This window comes from Chelativorans petroleitrophicus (assembly GCF_025398195.1).
Classification (GTDB): domain Bacteria; phylum Pseudomonadota; class Alphaproteobacteria; order Rhizobiales; family Rhizobiaceae; genus Chelativorans; species Chelativorans petroleitrophicus.
The window spans coordinates 26,030-45,501 of the sequence record NZ_JAODNV010000011.1 but is presented as its reverse complement, the minus strand read 5'-3'; the positions used below and the strand labels follow the sequence as shown (position 1 = coordinate 45,501).

General features: G+C 63.1%; 18 protein-coding genes. 10 read left to right on the top strand and 8 right to left on the bottom strand.

Annotation, left to right across the window (positions count from 1 at the left end; all coding sequences use genetic code 11):
* Window positions 1-11: 11 nt before the first annotated feature.
* Together NYR54_RS10885 and NYR54_RS10880 are read right to left on the bottom strand one after the other, a co-directional pair.
* On the bottom strand, window positions 12-1,199 hold the full coding sequence (locus NYR54_RS10885) for a glycosyltransferase family 4 protein (protein ID WP_261515683.1): 1,188 nt from the start codon (window positions 1,197-1,199) through the stop codon (window positions 12-14).
* The gene (locus NYR54_RS10880) at window positions 1,177-1,740 is read right to left on the bottom strand and encodes a polysaccharide biosynthesis/export family protein (protein ID WP_261515682.1); all 564 of its coding nucleotides are present in this window, start codon (window positions 1,738-1,740) and stop codon (window positions 1,177-1,179) included. The genes NYR54_RS10885 and NYR54_RS10880 overlap by 23 nt, the downstream gene beginning before the upstream one ends.
* A gap of 180 nt (window positions 1,741-1,920) precedes the next feature.
* Here NYR54_RS10880 and NYR54_RS10875 point away from each other — a divergent pair, with 180 nt between their 5' ends.
* Window positions 1,921-4,095, top strand: coding sequence for a Wzz/FepE/Etk N-terminal domain-containing protein (locus NYR54_RS10875; RefSeq protein WP_261515681.1), 2,175 nt, complete (start codon window positions 1,921-1,923; stop codon window positions 4,093-4,095).
* Window positions 4,096-4,097: 2 nt separating this feature from the next.
* Here the strand turns inward: NYR54_RS10875 and NYR54_RS10870 are convergent, their stop codons facing one another.
* The gene (locus NYR54_RS10870) at window positions 4,098-5,288 is read right to left on the bottom strand and encodes a GNAT family N-acetyltransferase (protein WP_261515679.1); all 1,191 of its coding nucleotides are present in this window, start codon (window positions 5,286-5,288) and stop codon (window positions 4,098-4,100) included.
* Between the two features lie 55 nt (window positions 5,289-5,343).
* The gene (locus NYR54_RS10865) at window positions 5,344-5,571 is read right to left on the bottom strand and encodes a DUF2842 domain-containing protein (RefSeq protein WP_261515678.1); all 228 of its coding nucleotides are present in this window, start codon (window positions 5,569-5,571) and stop codon (window positions 5,344-5,346) included.
* Between the two features lie 150 nt (window positions 5,572-5,721).
* Here NYR54_RS10865 and NYR54_RS10860 point away from each other — a divergent pair, with 150 nt between their 5' ends.
* A complete protein-coding gene (locus tag NYR54_RS10860) occupies window positions 5,722-6,828 on the top strand; it encodes a COX15/CtaA family protein (protein WP_261515677.1) in 1,107 nt (368 codons plus the stop codon).
* A gap of 21 nt (window positions 6,829-6,849) precedes the next feature.
* On the opposite strand, the gene argC is transcribed toward NYR54_RS10860, so the two are convergent.
* The 4 genes from argC to rplM form a co-directional block, all read right to left on the bottom strand.
* The gene (gene argC / locus NYR54_RS10855) at window positions 6,850-7,782 is read right to left on the bottom strand and encodes an N-acetyl-gamma-glutamyl-phosphate reductase (protein WP_261515676.1); all 933 of its coding nucleotides are present in this window, start codon (window positions 7,780-7,782) and stop codon (window positions 6,850-6,852) included.
* Between the two features lie 87 nt (window positions 7,783-7,869).
* A complete protein-coding gene (gene speB, locus NYR54_RS10850) occupies window positions 7,870-8,820 on the bottom strand; it encodes an agmatinase (protein WP_261515675.1) in 951 nt (316 codons plus the stop codon).
* A gap of 109 nt (window positions 8,821-8,929) precedes the next feature.
* Window positions 8,930-9,409: a 30S ribosomal protein S9 gene (gene rpsI, locus NYR54_RS10845; protein WP_261515674.1), complete on the bottom strand. Its 480-nt coding sequence runs from the start codon at window positions 9,407-9,409 to the stop codon at window positions 8,930-8,932.
* Between the two features lie 4 nt (window positions 9,410-9,413).
* Window positions 9,414-9,875 carry a 50S ribosomal protein L13 gene (gene rplM / locus NYR54_RS10840; RefSeq protein WP_261515673.1) on the bottom strand — a complete coding sequence of 154 codons (462 nt, stop codon included), beginning with the start codon at window positions 9,873-9,875 and terminating at the stop codon, window positions 9,414-9,416.
* Between the two features lie 332 nt (window positions 9,876-10,207).
* Between rplM and NYR54_RS10835 the strand changes: the two genes are divergently transcribed.
* The 8 genes from NYR54_RS10835 to NYR54_RS10800 all read left to right on the top strand — a co-directional run bounded on the left by NYR54_RS10835 (window position 10,208) and on the right by NYR54_RS10800 (window position 19,423).
* Complete coding sequence (locus NYR54_RS10835; RefSeq protein ID WP_261515672.1) at window positions 10,208-11,029, top strand: enoyl-CoA hydratase; 822 nt, start codon at window positions 10,208-10,210, stop codon at window positions 11,027-11,029.
* 231 nt (window positions 11,030-11,260) lie between these two features.
* The gene (locus NYR54_RS10830; protein WP_261515817.1) at window positions 11,261-11,701 is read left to right on the top strand and encodes a VOC family protein; all 441 of its coding nucleotides are present in this window, start codon (window positions 11,261-11,263) and stop codon (window positions 11,699-11,701) included.
* Entirely contained in the window at window positions 11,698-12,219 is a 522-nt protein-coding gene (locus NYR54_RS10825) for a CoA-binding protein (RefSeq protein WP_261515671.1), read from the top strand. The genes NYR54_RS10830 and NYR54_RS10825 overlap by 4 nt, the downstream gene beginning before the upstream one ends.
* A 99-nt stretch (window positions 12,220-12,318) precedes the next feature.
* On the top strand, window positions 12,319-13,602 hold the full coding sequence (locus NYR54_RS10820) for an O-acetylhomoserine aminocarboxypropyltransferase (protein WP_261515670.1): 1,284 nt from the start codon (window positions 12,319-12,321) through the stop codon (window positions 13,600-13,602).
* A gap of 319 nt (window positions 13,603-13,921) precedes the next feature.
* Window positions 13,922-15,733 (top strand): adenine deaminase, encoded by a 1,812-nt coding sequence (gene ade, locus NYR54_RS10815; protein ID WP_423738605.1) that lies wholly within the window; start codon window positions 13,922-13,924, stop codon window positions 15,731-15,733.
* A gap of 4 nt (window positions 15,734-15,737) precedes the next feature.
* The gene (locus tag NYR54_RS10810) at window positions 15,738-16,277 is read left to right on the top strand and encodes a DUF1697 domain-containing protein (protein WP_261515668.1); all 540 of its coding nucleotides are present in this window, start codon (window positions 15,738-15,740) and stop codon (window positions 16,275-16,277) included.
* 313 nt (window positions 16,278-16,590) lie between these two features.
* Window positions 16,591-17,928 (top strand): DEAD/DEAH box helicase, encoded by a 1,338-nt coding sequence (locus NYR54_RS10805; protein ID WP_261515667.1) that lies wholly within the window; start codon window positions 16,591-16,593, stop codon window positions 17,926-17,928.
* A 271-nt stretch (window positions 17,929-18,199) separates the two neighbouring features.
* On the top strand, window positions 18,200-19,423 hold the full coding sequence (locus NYR54_RS10800) for an MFS transporter (protein ID WP_261515666.1): 1,224 nt from the start codon (window positions 18,200-18,202) through the stop codon (window positions 19,421-19,423).
* The last annotated feature ends 49 nt before the right edge of the window (window positions 19,424-19,472 follow it).

Genomic DNA, 19,472 nt, shown 5'->3' with positions numbered 1-19,472 from the left:
CGGCTGTCGCGTCAGCGCGGCAAGGCTGTTGCTAGGGCCTCTTGGTAGACCGCCTCGATCCGTTCCGCCATGCGGCTCACGCTGAAGCGGGATCGCAACACGTCTTCCGATGGCATGAGCTTCCGGTAGGCCTCTTCGTCGGCCAGCGCCAGAACCATCCGGTCGGCGAGGGAGGAGACGGAAGGCGCGGCAAGGGCAGGGGAGTCTACGCCGAGAATCTCGGGCACGCCACCCACGGCGGTCGCGATCAGCGGTTTTCCGGCCGCCAGCGCCTCCAGCACGACATAGGGCATGGCTTCCGCGCGCGAGGGCACCACCATGATCCTGCCCAGAGCAAAGGCTTCGCGTGCAGGCATGGCGGGCAGGAAGGTCACTCGATCCGACAGGCCAAGCCTGCTGGTCTGCTCCATATATTTTGGCCGGTCGTCGCCGTCGCCCACCAACTTTGCAGACAAGGTGCGGCCCGTGCGCCGCTCCGTTTCCTTGAGGGCCTCTATGAAGAGATCAGGCCCCTTGAGATCCCGCATCATGCCGACATAGAGGAAGTCGGCGGCATCGGACGCATTGGCGATCGAGACGAATTCTTCCGGCCGCAAGCCGTTGTAGATAAGGCTTGCCGGCGCGTGCGGCACGCCCACCTTCTCCTTGTAGGCGCGGTTTTCATATTCGGAGACGAAGAAGATATGGTCTGTCATCCGACCCATCAGCGCCTCCAGCATGAAGAAGGCGCGGCCGGACAGCGCGTCGGCGTCGTAATGCAGGCTGCCGCCGTGGGGCGCGTATAGCCGCACGACGCGACGGCCGGTGGCCCTTAGCGCGGTGCCGAACAGCCGTGCATAGGCGCCGCCCTTCGCCCCGTGTCCGTGCAGAATATCGGGCTTCATGCGCCGAATAATGCGGAGTGTGCGCCAGGCGGCGGAAAGATCGCCGGGGCCGACGTGCCGCTGCATCGGCGTGCGCACCACGCCCAACGCGAGCTTGTCGGCTATGGCCTCGAAAAGCCGGTCCTCGAAGGCTCCACCGGTGGTGGAATCACACACGATGCCAATTTCATAGCCCGCTGCAGCCTGCGCCTCGCACAGATCCCTGACATGGCGGAAGATGCCGCCTACGGGCGAGCGGAAGCAATGGACGACACGCAAGGGTCGCCTTCTGCCGGAAACGGCGCCGCCGCCGTCAGAACAGGCGCTCACGTACATAGATCGTATCGCCGGGAAGCAGCGGGTCGGATGTTACGACCCGTCCCGTCATCACCTGGCCGTTGATGTCGCGGGTGACGTCCACATTGCGCTGATTGGCGCGGGGAGTGAAGCCGCCGGCCGCCGCGATCGCCTTCTGCACGGTCATGCCGGGCACGTAGGAATATTGTCCGGGGTTTCCGACCTCGCCCATCACGAAGATGGGCCGGTAGCGCGCCACCTCCACCGTAACGTCGGGATCACGCAGATAGCCGTTGCGCAGCATCCTTGCGATCTGCTGCTCGATCTGGCTGGCGGTATGGCCGCGCGCGGGCACAGCGCCGATCAGCGGGAAAGCGATGTATCCCGCTTGGTTCACGCTGTAGGTGTTGGTGAGATTGTCCTGGCCGAAGACCGTGATCCGCAACTCGTCTCCCGCATCGATCACGTAAGGCTGATACAGGACCTCATGGAAGGCGGGAGGGGGCGGCGTGTAACCTGAGCATGCAGCAAGCATGGCCGCCGCAACAAGGCTCATAAGGAGCGGGATCAGTTTCTTCATAGCCGGATTGCGATCTCCCGGGCGGCATCCTGCGAATGCCATAACTCTGACGTTATTGAAACATCAGGGTTAATGCTCGGTTAAGTTGCCGCCGCGGGGCAGGAAGCGTGAGATGCGCCGGTTAACCTGCTGGTTACCATGTGCATTTACCTTGACAGTCGAGCGATCCGGAGAGGGTGGATGAACAGCCGCGCGCCTGATGTCAACGACGTGGATGTCGATCTTGGCCGGCTGCTGGCGAGCGTCCGGCGCGATTGGCGGCGCATCCTGCTTGTCTCCCTTGTGGTTGCGGCCGCCGTCTTCGTGCTCCTGCTCCTCGTCACCCCCCTTTATCGCGCCGAAACTCGGGTGCTGATCGAGACGCGCGAGTCGGTCTACACGCGGCCGCAGGCGGCGGGCACCAACAGCGATTCCGCCATTCTCGACGAGGAGGGTGTCGCCAGCCAGGTGGAAGTCATCACCTCGTCGGAAGTGCTGACGCGGGTTGCCCGGGAGCTCAATCTGGCGAGCCGGGAAGAGTTCAAGGCCACAGATTCTTTACTTGAGCGGACGCTCATAACCGTTGGCCTGAAAAGCCCTTCCAGCATCCCGCCGGAGGAAAGGGTGCTGCGCGCCTTCCGTGAAAAGCTCAATGTCTACCGCGTGGAGGATTCCCGCGTCATCGTCATCCAGTTTTCCTCCGAGGATCCGGAGCTTGCCGCGCAGGTGGTGAATGCAGTGGCCGATGCCTATGTGGCAAACCAGCGCGAAGCCAAGCTGCAGTCCAATGTGGATGCGACGGAATGGCTGGAGCCGGAAATTGCCGATCTCAGCGAGCGCGTGAGGGAGGCGGAGGCGCGTGTGGCGGAGTTCCGCGCGCAATCGGATCTTCTGATCGGCCGGAACAACACCGTCCTGGCGACGCAGCAGCTCGCCGAACTGTCCAGTGAATTGTCGCGCGTGCGCGTCAGCCGGTCCGCTGCCGAAGCCAAGGCCGAATCGGTTCGCGCCGCCATCGAAAGCGGTGTGCCTCCCGAGACTCTACCCGATGTTCTCGCTTCCGGCCTGATACAGCGGCTGCGTGAGCGGCAGGTGGAGCTGCAGGCTGAGATCGCTGAACTGTCCACCACGCTCCTCGATAACCATCCGCGCATAAGGGCACTGCGTTCGCAGCTTTCCGATCTGGACACTCAGATCCGCGCCGAATCCGAGAAGGTTTTAGCCGGGCTTGAAACCGAGGCTGGGACAGCCCGCAGGCGCGAAGAGGAACTTGCAGCCGAGGTGGAGCGGCTCAAGGCCGAATCGGCGCGTGCGGAAGAGCAACAGGTCGAGTTGAGGGCCCTTGAGCGGCAGGCGGCAGCGCAGCGCGAGCTCTTGGAATCCTATTTGACGCGCTATCGCGAGGCCGCCGCGCGCAGGGACCGCAATTACCTGCCGGTCGACGCCCGCATCTTCTCGCGCGCCATCGTGCCTTCGGAGTCCTATTTTCCGAAAGTGGGGCCGCTGACACTCGCCGCCTTCGCGGCCACCCTTCTGCTGATGCTCATCTTCACGCTTCTGAAGGAGCTTTTCAGCGGCCGCGCTCTGCGACCTGCCGAAGGGGCTCTGGAGGCCGAATCTACCGATATGCCCGTCCTCGCGCCTGCAGTGGCGGAGGAGGAAACCGAGACCGTGGAGAGGGAGGCCGCGCCGGCAGCGACCCCGCCGCCCACGGCTTCCACGGCTGAACCGAAACAGGGCACCGGTGCTGAAGCCAGCCGCCCATACCGCTCGCGCAGCCTCGGGGAAATCGATATCGAAATGGCGGCCGAAGCACTGATTTCCAAGGGGATCGCCCGCGCCATCTTCGTCTCTCCGGAAGGCGACGAGGCCGCGGCGACCGCCGTTCTGGTGGCGCGCGAGGTGGCCGATGCGGGCCTACGGGTGTTGCTCATCGATCTTACCGCCTCGGGTGCCGCCTCGCGGCCCATGCTGGAAAGCACGGCCTATGCCGGTATTACGAATCTTCTGGCGGTGCGGGCGCAGTTCGCCGATGTCATCCACGCCGACCTCTATTCAAGCTGCCATATCATTCCCGTGGGCACGGCCGATCCCGAGCATGCCATGCGGGGTTTTGACCGGCTGCCGATCATCCTGAATTCGCTCACCATCGCTTATGACGTGGTGGTGGTGGAATGCGGAGCGGCGGATGCCGCCGCCGTGAAGTGCCTTATGGGGGACGACGCGCAAGTGCTCGTCAGCGTCCTCGATCCACAGGAGAACCGCGTCACGGCCACTGCCGCCGCCCTCGCTGATGGCGGGCTGGGCAAACCGCTTCTGGTCACCCCTGCCGGCTACGTGCCGCCCTCCGCGCCGCCAGGCCGCGATGCGGCGTAACATTAGCCCCGGCCGAGCACCTGTCGCGCGCGTCGCGCAATCCTCGCCAGAGTGGGATTCTGCTTGACCATGCGTTTCGCAGCGGTCTTGGCAAAGCTCGTCATGGCCAACGCGCGGCCCCGCCGTGTCAGGCCGACAAACACATCGGCGTGGCGGATTTCGATGTCGCACCAGGCGCGCTTGTAGGGCTCGTCCCCGACGCCGAAATCGTAGAGCGCAACACCCTCGGCACAGGCTTCGGCAATATTTTGATAGGACAGGAAATCACCCGGCGCGACCTTGGTAAGTTCGTCTTCAGCGAAAGCGCCGAACTCGCAAATAATCCTGTCGCCGCTGCGGCTCGACCCCGTGATGGCACGGATTTTGCCGCCCACTTCAAGCGCATGCAGGGCAAAGGGGGACGGCTGTGTGTCGAGGGCGGCGCGGAAAAGACGGCGGAAGCTTTCGCGCACATGCGGGGAGGCGAAGGTATCCGCAACACCCATGCGCTTTAGGCGCTCGCCCTTGAACCGGAAGAACAGGTCGAGGAGGTTGTCCACCTCAGCTGCCGAGGACGCTTCAAAGCGGCGGTAGCCGCCGGCGGCCTCGAACTTGCGGAGCTGGGAACGGTACTTCTTGCGTCGCCGGTCCTTGCTGCTGCGCGACAGAAGCCGGTCGAAACCGCCCGTAAGGTCGGCGGCAAGCGCCAGATTGGGACTTTGAGTGTGGGGGAGGGTGAGCAGCGGATTTGGATGGTTCCCGAGACTTTCCATCTGCCGCTCGAGCGCGAGCATGTCGATGTCCGGCCGGGCGGCGCGGACGCCTTGCAGGAGGGACCGAACGGCCGAAGGATCACCGCGCTCCGGACCGGCAGAGGGGTGAAGGGCGGGGAAGTTTCCGTTGGCATGTGACCCGCCGGCAAAGCGCGCCACGCGTACGAAGCCCTTACGTACGACTTCGAGCGCCAGGGCCATGGCCGGCGCGCCGTCGCGGAAAAGCAGGGCGATAACCCCGTTTTCGTCAGCATCGTACAGCCAGGCCTTTGCCCAAAGCGGACTTTGCGGCGGCGCCCAGCAGGCGCCTTCGCAAAAGGCTTCATAGGCCTTAAGCCCCGCTTCGTCGGCAGGCAGTACTCGGGCCGACCAGCCTATGGCTTCGACAGCCGTCCCTTCCGTCGGGAAAATTGCCTGTTCCGGCGCCGCAATCTCTGCCATGTCCTCATACCGGCATTCGTCACATTTTTCCCGCAGCTTAGGCGGAAAAAGTGAATCAATGCTCGATATCGGTTCCACGCCGGGGCCTACCCTCCATCCATTTTATGAGAAGCATGGCCGGGAGCACCCACAGCAGGCCAGTGAAGAAATAGAAGGCCAGATGCACCCATGCGCTCTTGTCGGCAAGCTGCGCTACGGCCACCGCCGTGGAGACGACGGCATAGATCACCACCAGAAGCAGCAGGCCGATCATGCCGATGAACTTCTTCAGGCGCACGGGCATCGCGGAAATCCTTTCGCGGCCGTCCATAAAACAATCGGCAGCTGGCCGACAGCCCCATATTGCCGCACGCGGCGACCTCGTGTCGCGCAGCGAAGCCTTGCAAGCAGGGTGGCTTTGGTCCACCTAGCTCGTCATCTGGATGGAAAAGCCGTGACTGCGACCGAGTTGAAGACCTCAAGCCGCATCGATGAACATCGCAACCGCCTCTGGTTGCGCGTTTGGCTCTATTGCGTTCTCATACTGTTGTTCGCCTTGGTGCTGGTCGGAGGAGCGACGCGGCTTACCGATTCCGGCCTGTCAATTACCGAATGGAAGCCCATTCATGGTGTGATCCCGCCGCTCAATGCCGCTCAATGGCAGGAGGAATTCGACAAGTACCGGCAGATACCGGAATACCAGCAGATCAATCGCGGCATGAGCCTTGACGAGTTCAAGGTGATTTTCTGGTGGGAATGGGCGCACCGACTTCTGGCGCGCGGCGTGGGCTTTGTCTTCGCCCTGCCGCTTCTCTTCTTCTGGGTAACCGGACGGCTGGAAAGTCACCTTAAACTGAAGCTTCTCGGCATTCTGGCTTTGGGCGGCGTTCAGGGAGCCGTCGGGTGGTGGATGGTAGCCTCGGGTCTGGTCGACCGCGTCGACGTGAGCCAGTACAGACTCGCCACGCATCTTACCATCGCCTGCCTCATCTTCGTCGCTACGATGGCCGTCGCGCGGGGGCTAGCCCCTCACAGCACCGGGCCGTCGAGCTACGGGACGCGCCGCTTTTCCGGCTGGCTCGTCGTCGCCGTTCTCGTGCAGATCTATCTCGGCGGGCTTGTCGCCGGCCTCGATGCGGGGGCGACCTACAATACCTGGCCGCTGATGGACGGCGCGCTCATTCCCGGCGGGCTTTTCACGCAGGAACCGGTATGGGTGAACCTGTTCGAAAACCCGAAGACCGTTCAGTTCGTGCACCGTCTCGGCGCCTATACGGTGCTCCCCCTCTCGCTCTGGCACGCGATCGCGGTCTGGCGTTCTGAACCCGGCACCACCCACGCGCGCCGTGCCGTACTTCTCTTCGTGCTTGTCTCACTGCAGGCGGCAATCGGAATCGCCACGCTCCTCCTGGTCGCGCCGCTTGGTTGGGCGCTGCTCCATCAGGCTGCCGCCTTGGTTGTCCTGGGCTTTGCCACGGCCCACTGGCGCGCCACCAGAGGGAGCTACCCCTCCGGCGCGCTTGCTTCTGAAGATTTCGATCGGGTGTCCAGCGTGGGCTGATCGCGCTTGCAGGCGGGCTTCTCAACCCGCTCCGTTCAGCATCAGGTCCAGGTTCTGCACCGCCGCACCTGATGCGCCCTTGCCGAGATTGTCATAGACGGCAAGCAGCAGCGCCTGCGCGCGCGCATCGTTGGCGAAGACGTAAAGCCGCATTCGGTCCGTGTTGTTGAAGCGTTCCGGCTCGATTTCCGGCGAACGTTCGATGGCCGTGAGGGGCGCCACCTCGACCAGACTTGCCTTAAGCCCGGCATAGTGCCCGGCGATCGCCTCGTAGAGTTCCTCACCTTTCGGCACACGATCGAGATGACCGAGCTGCAAGGGAACGGCGGTGATCATCCCTTGGGCGAAATTGCCGACCGCGGGCTGTATCAGGGGGTCGCGGGCGAGTTTGGCATAGGCGCGCAGCTCCGGCAGATGCTTGTGCGAAAGCGTGAGGCCGTAGGGCAGGAACTCGGGTGCATCCTCGCCCTTGGCTTCATAATCCTCGATCATGGACCGCCCGCCGCCTGTATAGCCAGAAATGCCGTTGACCGTGACCGGGAAGTCGGCCGGAAGCAGACCGGCCGATATCAGGGGGCGCAGAAGCGCGATGGGTCCCTGCGGCCAGCAGCCTGGATTCGCCACGCGCTTGGCCTTTGCGATGGCCTCCGCTTGGCCGCCATCCATCTCAGCGAATCCGTAGGTCCAGCCATCCGCCACCCGATGGGCGGTCGAGGCATCGATCACCCGCGTCGTATCGTTCTCGATCAGCGATACGCTCTCGCGCGCGGCATCGTCGGGCAGGCACAGAATGGCGATGTCGGCGGCGTTCAGGAACTCGGCGCGGGCCGCTGGGTCCTTGCGCCGCTCCGCCGGAACCGAAATGAGCTCGATGTCCTTGCGCCCGGCAAGCCGCGCGCGTATTTGCAGCCCCGTCGTGCCGTGCTCACCGTCGATGAAGATTTTTGCCGTCATGGGTTATCGCCCGAAAAGAGTCTGTTTCAGATGGTTGGGGCCGAATCCGGAATCAATCCGGAAACTTCTTGAATCATCCCTTCAAGCCTATCGTCGCTTCCGCTCGGCCAGGAGACCCAGATAGTGCATCGCCACGGCCGCACCCGCAATGGCCGTGATGTCCGCATGGTCATAGGGCGGCGCGACCTCCACCACATCCGCACCGACGATGTTGAGCCCGCCCAGCCGGCGCAGCACAGACAGCATCTTGGCGGAGGAGGGGCCGCCCGCCACCGGCGTCCCGGTGCCGGGGGCAAAGGCTGGATCGAGGCAGTCTATGTCGAAGGTGACATAGGCCGGAGTCTCTCCGACATGTCCGAGGATGATTTCGGCAATCTCCTCAGCTCTCATCTCCTCGAGGTCGAACCCGTGCAGGATGCGGATACCGCAATCTTCCGGCGCATGCGTGCGGATGCCCACCTGAATGGAGCGGGCTGGGTCGATGATGTCCTCGCGCACGGCGCGGCCTACAAAGGAGCCGTGATCCACGCGCTTGCCGTCATCCGGCCAGGTGTCCTGATGCGCGTCGAACTGGACGAGGGCAAGCGGCGAGCCATGTTTTTCCGCGTGCGCCCTGAGCAGAGGCCAGGTGACGAAATGATCTCCGCCGAGAGAGACGAGAAATGCGCCTGAAGCCAGAATCTTCGACGCTTCCCGCTCGATCATGGCGGGAGCCCTGTCAGGCCGGCCATAGTCAAGGAGGCAGTCGCCGTAATCGACGACCGAAAGCGCCTCGAAAAGGTCCAGGCTGAAAGGATATTGCGGGTCGTTGTCGAAAATCGCCGAGGCTCGCCGGATCGCCTGCGGACCGAAGCGCGCGCCCGGCCTGTTCGACACTGCCGCGTCAAAAGGAATGCCCCATATCACAGCGTCCGCGCCCTTCACATTCTTAGTGAATCTGCGGCGCATGAAGGACAGCGCGCCCGCATAGGTCGGGTCGCTGGCCGCACCCAGCGCGTGCCGCGCGGTAAATGCATGATCGATGGATTTCGATGGCATGGTTGGCAATTTCCTTCGGCACCGAACACGGCTAGGCAGCGCGCGACGCTCGCGCAACAAAAAAGCGGGCCCGGAGGCCCGCTTTCCATAAATGATATGCGCCCGAGCCTTAGCGCTTGGAGAACTGGAAGGAACGGCGGGCCTTGCGGCGGCCGTACTTCTTGCGCTCCACGACGCGAGCGTCGCGGGTAAGGAACCCGCCCTTCTTGAGAACCGCACGCAGTTCCGGCTCGTAATAGGTGAGCGCCTTGGAAATGCCATGGCGAACCGCACCGGCTTGGCCCGAAAGGCCGCCGCCCTTCACGGTGGCGACGATGTCGTACTGCCCGTTGCGGTTGGCGGCTACGATCGGCTGCTGCAGGATCATCTGCAGCACCGGGCGAGCGAAATATTCGCTGAATTCCTTGTCGTTGACGATGATCTTGCCCGTGCCCGGCTTCACCCAAACGCGGGCGATCGCGTTCTTGCGTTTGCCGGTAGCGTAGGCCCGACCATGGGCGTCGAGCTTCTGCACGTGCACCGGAGCTTCAGGAGCAGTTGCCGTCTGGGTGGTCGCGCCGAGTTCCTGGAGGGAGTTGATTTCAGCCATAGGCCTAGACCCTTACGTTCTTCTTATTCAGCGCCGCAATGTCGAGCTTCTCGGGCTGCTGCGCCTCGTGTGGATGGTCGGGACCGGCATAGACGCGCAGGTTCTTCATCTGGCGCCGTCCAAGCGGCCCGCGTGGGATCATGCGTTCCACGGCCTTTTCCACCACGCGCTCGGGGAACCGGCCCTCGAGAATTTCGCGCGCCGTGCGCTCCTTGATGCCGCCAGGATGGCCCGTATGCCAGTAATACTTCTTGTTCTGGTATTTCCGGCCGGTGAACACCACCTTGTCCGCATTGATGACGATGACGTTGTCGCCATCATCCACATGCGGCGTATAGGTGGGCTTGTGCTTGCCGCGCAGGCGGTTGGCAACGATAGAGGCGAGGCGGCCGACGACGAGCCCTTCAGCGTCGATCAGCACCCATTTCTTCGTCACCTCCGCAGGTTTCTGCGAGAAGGTCTTCATGACTGTCCTGTCCGTCTTCAGATCCCTGCCGCAAGGCAGAGCGTTTCTTGTTGCTTAAACCGATGGCCCGCCGAGCGAACCCTCGAAATGCCGGCAGGTGCGGCGACTGGCGGCTTATAAGAGGCGCTTAATTGCATGTCAAGGGTTATTGCTGGAGTGCAGAAAGAAAAGCATCGTTGAATCAATCGCTTACGAAATAGGTAATATAATACCACAAATTCTGTACCCGTTTGCGTGGCCTTCCGTCATAGTGAGACCTGCGCGGCGTAGATTGGAGGCTGTTCTTCTTGCCGCCCTATGTTAGGTGAGGAGTGAGATGAAGGAGGCGAGGAATGGCCGAAATTGTCGTGCCCGCCCGTGGCGAAACTGTGGGCCTCGTGGAAAGCCGGCTGGATGGGGGCGTGCTGACGCTCACCTTGCGGAATCCGCCGGCCAACGCGCTTTCCATGGCAATGATGGAGGCACTGAAAGCCGCTCTTGACCGCGCCCGCGAGGACAAGGCGGTGCGTGTGATCGTTCTGGCGCACGGAGGCAAGGTGTTCTCGGCCGGCCACGATCTCAAGGAACTGACGGCGCACCGGAAAGACTCGGACCGCGGCAGGACGTTCTTTACCAACGCCATGGCGCTGTGCTCGTCCCTTATGCAGACGATCGTGAGCCATCCGAAGCCCGTAATTGCGGCCGTGGACGGCGTGGCGACGGCGGCCGGCTGCCAGCTCGTCGCTTCCTGCGATCTGGCGGTGGCGAGCGATCAGGCCCGCTTTGCAACACCTGGGGTCAATATCGGCCTGTTCTGCTCCACGCCAATGGTGGCACTGTCGCGCAACGTTTCGCGCAAGCACGCCATGGAGATGCTTCTGACCGGAGAGATGATTGACGCGCAGAAGGCGCTTTCCTTCGGTCTCGTCAACCGCGTGGTGCCCTCTGGCGAAGTGCAGGCGGCTGTGGCTGAGCTCGCCGGAACCATAGCTTCGAAATCGCCGTTGACGCTCAAGATCGGCAAAGAGGCTTTTTACGCCCAGGCCGAGATGGGCCTGTCGGATGCGTATGAATATACCGCGCGCGTGATGGTGGAGAACATGCTGGCGCGGGACGCGGAAGAGGGTATCGGTGCCTTTATCGAAAAACGCGAGCCGCAATGGACGGGGGAGTGAGTATGGCGAGAATTCAGAACTTCTCGGAAGGAAAACTCGAGCGAATGAGTCTGCATGATCCGATAGATGCAGTAGATACGAGATGGATGGCCGAAAGCTACTTCAAATTAACACTATGGGACGGCCAACTCGCGAAATGCCAGGAAAAGTGAGCCAATCAATCCAATTGGACGAGCATTCTTCCGCGCAATTGTTCTCAATTCTCCGGAGCCATTTTGGATTCAAATGAAACTGGAACCACGCATATCCATCGTCACGCTTGGCGTGGATGATCTCGACCGGGCAGTGCGCTTCTATGAAGCCATGGGGCTTGAGCGTAACCGGAAGATCACCGAGGGCGTAGCCTTCTTCCAGATGGGCGGCATGATCCTCGCGCTGTGGCCGCGCGCGGAGATGGCGGCGGATATCGGGGAGGGCGACGGGGACCACGAGCGGGCGGCGACGGCATCGTCGAGCGTGGCGCTTGCCTATAACACACGCACGGAGCCAGAGGTCGGTCTCATCCTGGAAATGGCGGAGAAGGCCGGCGGCCGCATAGTCAAGCCCGCCCAGCGTGCCTTCTTCGGCGGCGTGCAGGGCTATTTCCGCGACACCGAGGGCAATCTCTGGGAGGTCGCCCACAATCCGGGCTTCCCTCTAGACGAACAGGGCCGTATATCGCTTCCCGAATGAACCACGACTCCTACGATAACTCCTACATCGCCGGCATCCTTCACAGCGTGAAGTCCGTTGCCATTGTCGGCGCGTCCGCCAACGATGTCAGGCCGAGCTTCTTCGTCACCAAATATCTGATCGACAAGGGCTACAAGGTCTTTCCCATCAATCCCGGCCACGCGGGCAAGGAGATAGAGGGCGCAAAGGTCTATGCATCCCTGGCGGATCTGCCCCAACCCGTCGACATGGTGGACATTTTCCGGCCTTCCAGCGCCGTGCCCAGTATTACGGACGAGATTCTCGCCATGGACCCTTTGCCGAAGGTGGTGTGGATGCAGCTCACCGTGCGCGACGACGCGTCTGCTGCTCGGCTGGAGGAGAAGGGCATCAAGGTGGTCATGAACCGCTGCCCCAAGATTGAATACGGGCGCCTCTCTGGTGAGATCGGCTGGAACGGCGTGAACAGCAGAGTAATTTCATCCAAAAAACCGGTGATGCGGCAAGGTTTTCAGAGTTTCGGCATTCGCCAGCGTTGATTTTGCTCAACACCCGGCTCTTTGGATTGAATCTCCTTTGCCATTGCCTGTGGCAACTGTATTGATGGCCGCGGAAATTACCGCCCTAAGGAGGAAACGATGAACGAGCGCACGCCCGGTTTCAACACGCTTGCCGTCCATGCAGGCGCCCAGCCCGATCCGGCCACCGGCGCCCGCGCGACGCCGATCTACCAGACCACCTCCTATGTGTTCGACGACGTGGATCATGCCGCCTCGCTGTTCGGCTTGAAGGCCTTCGGCAACATCTACACGCGGATTATGAACCCGACGCAGGCGGTGCTGGAGGAACGCGTCGCAGCCCTTGAGGGCGGCACCGCGGCCCTTGCCGCGGCGTCGGGCCACGGGGCTCAGCTTCTTGTCTTTCACACGCTGATGCAGCCGGGCTGCAACTTCATTGCCGCGCGCAAGCTCTACGGCGGGTCGATCAACCAGATGGGCCATGCCTTCAAGAACTTCGACTGGCACGTCCGCTGGGCGGACCCCGATGACGTCGACAGCTTCGAAAGCCAGATTGACGACAAGACACGCGCCATTTTCGTGGAGAGCCTTGCCAATCCGGGCGGAACTTTTGTTGACTTGGAAAAGATCGCCGAGGTGGCGCACCGGCACGGTGTGCCGTTCATCGTCGACAACACCATGGCGACGCCTTATCTGATACGGCCCATCGAGCACGGCGCCGACATTGTCGTGCACTCGCTCACGAAGTTCATGGGCGGGCACGGCAACTCAATCGGCGGCATTCTGGTCGATTGCGGCACCTTCGACTGGTCGAAATCCGGCAAGTACCCGATGCTCTCCGAGCCCCGGCCCGAATATGGCGGCATGGTGTTGCACGAGACGTTCGGCAACTTCGCCTTTGCCATTGCCGCGCGCGTCTTGGGCCTGCGCGATTTCGGCCCGGCGATCTCGCCCTTCAACGCCTTCCTGATCCTCACCGGCATCGAGACGTTGCCGCTCAGGATGCAGCGCCATTGCGACAACGCGCAGAAGGTGGCCGAATGGCTGAAGGACCACCCGGCCGTCGCGTGGGTGTCCTATCCCGGCCTGCCGGATGATCCCAACCATGCGCTCCAGCAGAAGTATTCTCCCAAAGGGGCCGGTGCGGTCTTCACCTTCGGGCTCAAGGGCGGATATGACGCCGGGGTGAAGCTGGTGGAAGGTGTGGAGCTCTTCTCGCACCTTGCCAATATCGGCGATACACGCTCGCTCATCATCCATCCGGCCTCCACGACCCACCGGCAGCTCTCCGACGAGCAGAAGATCGCTGCGGGCGCGGGGCCCGATGTTATCCGCCTGTCGATCGGCATCGAGGACGTGGACGACATCATTGGCGATCTGGAGCAGGCGCTGGCGAAGGTCTAGGCTCGGCGCTCATGGCCATCATTGACGTTGGTGTTGGCGCGGAGGGTGATCGCACCAACACCCGTCGCACCCATCATCCCGGAAGCCGCGCAGCGGCTATCCGGGACCCAGCAGCGCCATCTCCACCGCCTCTCTAGAACCCGGCTCTCGCTTCGCTTGGCCGGGATGACGGTGTTGGCGCTGGCTGCTCTGCACCAACGCTGGTGCTGATCACAGCGCAATGAGAGTAGGGCAGGCGCTGTCGCGACCCTTTTATGCCCGTTGCGCTCGGCCGCGCGGCGTGTTCTTCTGCGGCAAAAAGGGGAAAAATATGCCGACAATGCCTGCCAGCACAGCTCACCCCAAGCCCTGGAGCGCAGTTGCGCCGGTTCTCGTCGACGTAGCGATGGGGCGCAGGCCCGCGGATCTCGTGGTGCGCAACGGACGCTGGGTGAATGTGTACTCGGGGGAGATCATCCCCGGAACCGATCTTGCGATTGCTGAAGGGCGCTTCGCCTATTGCGGACCCGACGCGCAACATACGATTGGTGAAAACACCAGGGTGATCGACGCGGGCGGGCGCTATCTGGTGCCGGGCCTCTGCGACGGCCACATGCATGTGGAAAGCGGCATGGTGACGGTGACGGAATTCTGCCGCGCCGTCATTCCGCACGGCACCACCACGATGTTCATCGACCCCCATGAGATCGCCAACGTTCTGGGAATCGATGGCGTGCGGCTCATGCATGACGAGGCCATGGCGCAGCCGATCAATGTCTACGTCCAAATGCCCTCCTGCGTGCCTTCCGCACCGGGCCTGGAAAACGCCGGCGCACGGCTCAGCGTCGAGGACGTGGCAGAGGCCATGTCCTGGCCGAACATCATCGGCCTGGGAGAGGTGATGAACTTCCCAGGCGTGGCTGCGAACGATCCGCTCATGGTAGGCGAGATTGCGGCTACCATGCGTGCCGGGAAGACCGTGGGCGGTCACTATGCCTCGCCGGATCTGGGCCGCCCCTTCCACGGCTATGTCGCCGGCGGCCTGGAGGACGACCACGAGGGAACGCGCCTCGATGATGCGGTGGCCCGCGTGCGCCAGGGTATGCGCGCCATGCTTCGGCTCGGCTCCGCCTGGTACGATGTCGCGAGCCAGGTGAGGGCCATCACCGAGCTGGGGCTCGATCCGCGCAACTTCATCCTCTGCACGGACGACAGCCACTCCGGTACCCTCGTCCATGACGGGCACATGGACCGTGTGGTGCGCCACGCCATCCAGCAGGGCCTGAAGCCGATCACAGCCATCCAGATGGCCACCATCAATACGGCCCAGCACTTCCGCCTCGACCGCGAACTGGGTTCCATTGCCCCGGGAAGGCTTGCGGACTTCCTCATCGTTTCTGATCTCCCGTCTCTCGTCATCGACGAGGTCTACGCTCGGGGTGTGTGCCTCGCGCGGGGAGGTCGGCTGGAGGCGGACATTCCGGCCTACGACTATCCCGCGCATGCGAAGAACACGGTGCGGCTCGGCCGGCGCCTCTCGGCCTCCGATTTCGACATCCGCGCGCCTGAAGGGGCGCAGCGCGTCCGCGCCCATGTCATCGGCGTCATCGAGAACCAGGCGCCGACCAGGGCGCTTGAGGCGGAACTGGCAGTCGAGAATGGCGTCGTCGCCATGGATCGGCCGAACGACATCTGCCAGATCGCCCTGGTGGAACGCCATCGTGGCACCGGCGGTGTGGTGAACGGCTTCGTGTCCGGCTTCGGCTACCGGCAGGACTGCGCGCTCGCCTCCACCGTGGCGCATGATTCACACCACATGATCGTGGTGGGCACCGGCAAAGAGGACATGGCTGCTGCCGCCAACCGCCTGGGCGAGGTGGGCGGCGGCGTGGTGCTGATATCCGGCGGGCGCGAGCTCGCCCTGGTGGAGCTGCCGATCGCCGGCCTCATGTCCGATGAGCGTGCGGAGATCGTCGCGGAGAAGGCGGCGCGGCTTTCCGCGGTCATGCGCGAGATGGGCTGCATGCTCAACAACGCCTTCATGCAGCACTCGCTGCTGGCGCTGGTCGTCATTCCCGAACTGCGCATTTCCGACCTCGGGATTATCGACGTTACCGCCTTCCGGAAGATCGATCTGTTGATGCCTGCGTGAGAGCATGGTGAAGGAAACGGCATATGTCGTTCTCTTCCGCGGGGTGGGTGGCGACACCCAGCTCCCCGTGAAGAGGCTGCGCGAAGTGCTGACTGAAGCCGGTTTCAGGAACGTTGCCACCTATATCAACAGTGGCAATGCCGTCCTTTCCTCGTCGGCATCGGAGGAAGAGATTGTGGCGCGCGTCGCCGCCGTGGTCAGCGAGAAAATGGGTTTTGGCAAGAGCGTTTTCGCCCGCAGCGCGGCGGAATGGGCTTGGGCGGTCGATGCCAACCCCTATCCCCAAGCCGTCGAGACACCTACCAAGCTCCATCTCTACTGTCTCGAACGTGAGCCGGATCCCGACCGTGTGGCTGCGCTTCAGGAAAAGGCCACCGGCACCGAGCGTTTCGTCGTGAAGGGCAGGGTGCTTTATCTTCATACGCCAGATGGCATGGGTCGGTCTCTCTTCGCTCCCAAAATAGAGCCGACGCTTAAAGTGCCCATGACTGCGCGTAACTGGCGCACCGCGCTGGCCTTGCGACGCATGGTCGAGGCGCTCTGACCCTGAACTATTTTGCGGCGCACAAATAATTATGTTGCGCTTTGGGCCCCGAAGCGCCATATGGAGTTCACAGGCGTATGGGCTGGGTTGACCGGCTTTCTCTCCAAGAGACTGGTTGCGCCTTGCCTCTCATGTCCTTCTTTGACGGCAAGAGGATTAGCAGCCTGGGGCAATAGCCCCCGGCGCGACAGCGCAGCCGCGCGGGGGAAATCCCGCCGTCTCGTCGTTTCATCAAAGCTATAGCCGGCGGGTTGCGCCCCGCCGCATGTTCATTCGGGCTTTCCTCTTGGAAGGCCGTACAGAAAGAAAAGATTTGACCAATCATGACAATGCCGTTCCGGCGGGCTTCGCCGGTCTTGGGCTTTCGGGCACATTGCTGAAATCAGCGGCGGCCGCAGGTCTGTGCGAACCCAAACCGATCCAGCAGAGGGCAATACCACCGCTCCTGGCCGGGCGTGACGTCCTCGGCGTGGCGCAGACCGGCTCCGGGAAGACGGCCACCTACGCCCTGCCAATCCTGTCGAAGATCATCGGCCTTGGCGACAAGCGCCGGCCGCGCACAGCGCGCGCGCTGGTTCTGGTGCCGACGCGGGAACTCGCGGTTCAGATCGAAAAGGTGGTGCGCGAGCTTGCCCGTGGAGCGCATGTTTCAACGGCGATGGTGCTCGGCGGTGTTTCGCGTAGCTCCCAGGTCAGGCGCATGGCACCCGGCGTGGACGTGCTGATCGCCACACCCGGACGCCTGACCGACCTGGTGCGCGAGAAAGAGGTCGTGCTTTCGGAGACCACCTGGCTGGTTCTCGACGAGGCCGACCGCATGCTTGACATGGGATTCATCAACGACGTGCGGCGCATCGCGAAGGCGACGCACCCCGCACGCCAGACGGCACTCTTTTCCGCCACCATGCCCAAGGAGATCGAAGCGCTGGCCTCAAGCCTGCTGCGCGATCCCGTGCGCATTGAGGTCTCGCCCCAGGGCACGACGGCAGCCGAAATCCGCCAGCACTTGGTGATGGCACGCCTGAAGCAGAAGCGGCAGGTGCTGGCCGACCTGCTCTCCACCGGCACGATGAGGCAGGTCATTGTCTTCGCCCGCACGAAACATGGCGCGGATCGAGTGACACGCGATCTTCTACGCGACGGCTTTGAAGCCGCCGTTATCCACGGGAACAAGTCGCAGAATGCCCGGCAGAGGGCGCTCGACAGTTTCCGCGAAGGCACGGTGCGCATCCTCGTGGCGACCGATATTGCCGCCCGCGGGATCGACGTGCCGGGCATCAGCCATGTCGTGAACTTCGACCTACCGGACGAGGCGGAAAGCTATGTACACCGCATAGGCCGCACCGGGCGCAATGGAGCGGTCGGCGAGGCCATCACGCTGTGCGATCCGTCCGAGGTCGCCAAACTGCGGCAGGTGGAACGGGTGATCCGTATGCGCCTGCCCGTCCTGCGCGATGTGACCGGCGAGCCCGATCCGGCGCAGCCCCGCCCTGCGAACGCCGGACATGGTGCGGAAGAGGCTTCGGTTCCCGCACGCAGCTCGAGAACATGGAGGGGGCAGCAGACGGCGTCCAAGCCGCCGCGCCGCAGCTCAAGCCGGCGCAGACGGAACTGGGGGACTTCAAGGCGCGCCGGTTCCCAGGCAGCCTGATCGTCCGGCACAATTCCAGGAAAGTAGGTAATTTTTCCGTTTGGAATTGCGCAAAAACAACAACTTAGATCCTTCTACGTTTCGGCGAGACGCAGAAGGGATCTAGCGCGAGCGCGGGCGCTTGCCCGTTCCGGCATCGGTTGCGCCGCCTCTGGACAACCCATTGCCATGGTCCTGGCACAATGCCTGCCCCACCGGTCTGGGTTAGGCACGTCCTGCCGGATTTACCGCCGAGGCTTAGGCTCGTCCAAAGAGGGGGAAATCTCCACCGATGGCAGGGATCGCCGCGCTCGCGGTCGCCTATGTCCTTTCGCAGTTCTACCGCTCTTTTCTTGCGGTTCTGACACCTGCATTGACGACCGAGCTTGGCGCGAGCACGGCGGACCTCTCCGCAGCTTCGGGTACGTGGTTTGCCGTCTTCGCCCTGATGCAGTTCGCTGTGGGCGTGTGGCTTGACCGTTACGGTCCGCGCCGCACCGCCTCTGCTCTGCTGGCTATCGGAGCGGGTGGCGGCGCGTTTCTCTGTGCGTCCGCTTGGGCGCCATGGGTGGTCATCCTGGCCATGGGGCTGATCGGCATGGGCTGCGCGCCTATCCTGATGGCGTCCGTCTACATCTTTGCCCGGTCCTTTTCGTCTGCGCGGCTGGCGGTGCTGACCTCTTGGCTCATGGCGACAGGCATGCTGGGCAATGTGGTTGGGGCGGCACCCCTGGCAGCGGCCGCCGAGGCGCTCGGTTGGCGGCCGGTGCTGGCGGGATTTGGAGTTTTTACGCTTGTGGTCGCCGCGGCGGTCCTCGTCTTTCTGAAAGACCCGCCGGCGGAAGGCCATTCCGCGGCCGATGCCGGGCTTTCCGGCTATCTCGAGCTTCTGCGGCTGCGTGAGCTGTGGCCGATCTTTCCGCTAATTGCGCTTACCACGGCCGCTTCGGTGGGCATCCGCGGACTATGGGCAGGGCCATATCTAGTCGATGTCCATGGCGCGGAGGCACTGCTCATCGGCGAGATCACGCTGTTCATGGCGCTCGCCATGGCGGCAGGCTCGTTTCTTCACGGGCCTCTCGACACGATCTTCGGCACCCGCAAATGGGTAGCGATGGCCAGCAACGGAATCGGGCTTGCGGCCCTTGTCTGGCTTGCCGCCTTTCCGGTCCTGCCGCTCGGCATTACCACGCTGGTGCTGGTTGTCATCGGCATTTGCGGCGGCGGTTATGGCATATTGCTTGCGCAGGGCCGAGCCTTCCTGCCGCCGCATCTGATGGGGCGCGGGGTAACGCTGCTCAACTTCTTTTCCATTGGCGGTACCGGCGCGATGCAGTTTGCGACCGGGGCAGTCGTGACGGCCGCCACCGTGCCGGGAGAGCCGGCCGTCGCTTACCGCTGGCTTTTTGCCTTCTACGCCGCGCCGCTGGCGGCGGCCCTGCTTGTCTATCTTGTATCGAGGGACGCCGCGCCTGAGCGTTCCATCGACGCGGCACCCGAACCGGCGGAGCGGTAGATACTGGAAATCCGTCCCAAGCGGATGGACATAGGCCGAAGCATTTGCC

Coding starts and splice junctions, on each gene's coding strand:
- NYR54_RS10880 (WP_261515682.1), bottom strand. CDS start 1,740: ATGAAGAAACTGATCCCGCTCCTTATGAGCCTTGTTGCGGCGGCCATG.
- speB (WP_261515675.1), bottom strand. CDS start 8,820: ATGCCATCGAAATCCATCGATCATGCATTTACCGCGCGGCACGCGCTG.
- NYR54_RS10875 (WP_261515681.1), top strand. CDS start 1,921: ATGAACAGCCGCGCGCCTGATGTCAACGACGTGGATGTCGATCTTGGC.
- argC (WP_261515676.1), bottom strand. CDS start 7,782: ATGACGGCAAAAATCTTCATCGACGGTGAGCACGGCACGACGGGGCTG.
- rplM (WP_261515673.1), bottom strand. CDS start 9,875: ATGAAGACCTTCTCGCAGAAACCTGCGGAGGTGACGAAGAAATGGGTG.
- NYR54_RS10825 (WP_261515671.1), top strand. CDS start 11,698: ATGAACCACGACTCCTACGATAACTCCTACATCGCCGGCATCCTTCAC.
- NYR54_RS10865 (WP_261515678.1), bottom strand. CDS start 5,571: ATGCCCGTGCGCCTGAAGAAGTTCATCGGCATGATCGGCCTGCTGCTT.
- rpsI (WP_261515674.1), bottom strand. CDS start 9,409: ATGGCTGAAATCAACTCCCTCCAGGAACTCGGCGCGACCACCCAGACG.
- NYR54_RS10835 (WP_261515672.1), top strand. CDS start 10,208: ATGGCCGAAATTGTCGTGCCCGCCCGTGGCGAAACTGTGGGCCTCGTG.
- NYR54_RS10885 (WP_261515683.1), bottom strand. CDS start 1,199: ATGTACGTGAGCGCCTGTTCTGACGGCGGCGGCGCCGTTTCCGGCAGA.
- NYR54_RS10870 (WP_261515679.1), bottom strand. CDS start 5,288: ATGGCAGAGATTGCGGCGCCGGAACAGGCAATTTTCCCGACGGAAGGG.
- NYR54_RS10800 (WP_261515666.1), top strand. CDS start 18,200: ATGGCAGGGATCGCCGCGCTCGCGGTCGCCTATGTCCTTTCGCAGTTC.
- NYR54_RS10820 (WP_261515670.1), top strand. CDS start 12,319: ATGAACGAGCGCACGCCCGGTTTCAACACGCTTGCCGTCCATGCAGGC.
- ade (WP_423738605.1), top strand. CDS start 13,922: ATGCCTGCCAGCACAGCTCACCCCAAGCCCTGGAGCGCAGTTGCGCCG.
- NYR54_RS10810 (WP_261515668.1), top strand. CDS start 15,738: ATGGTGAAGGAAACGGCATATGTCGTTCTCTTCCGCGGGGTGGGTGGC.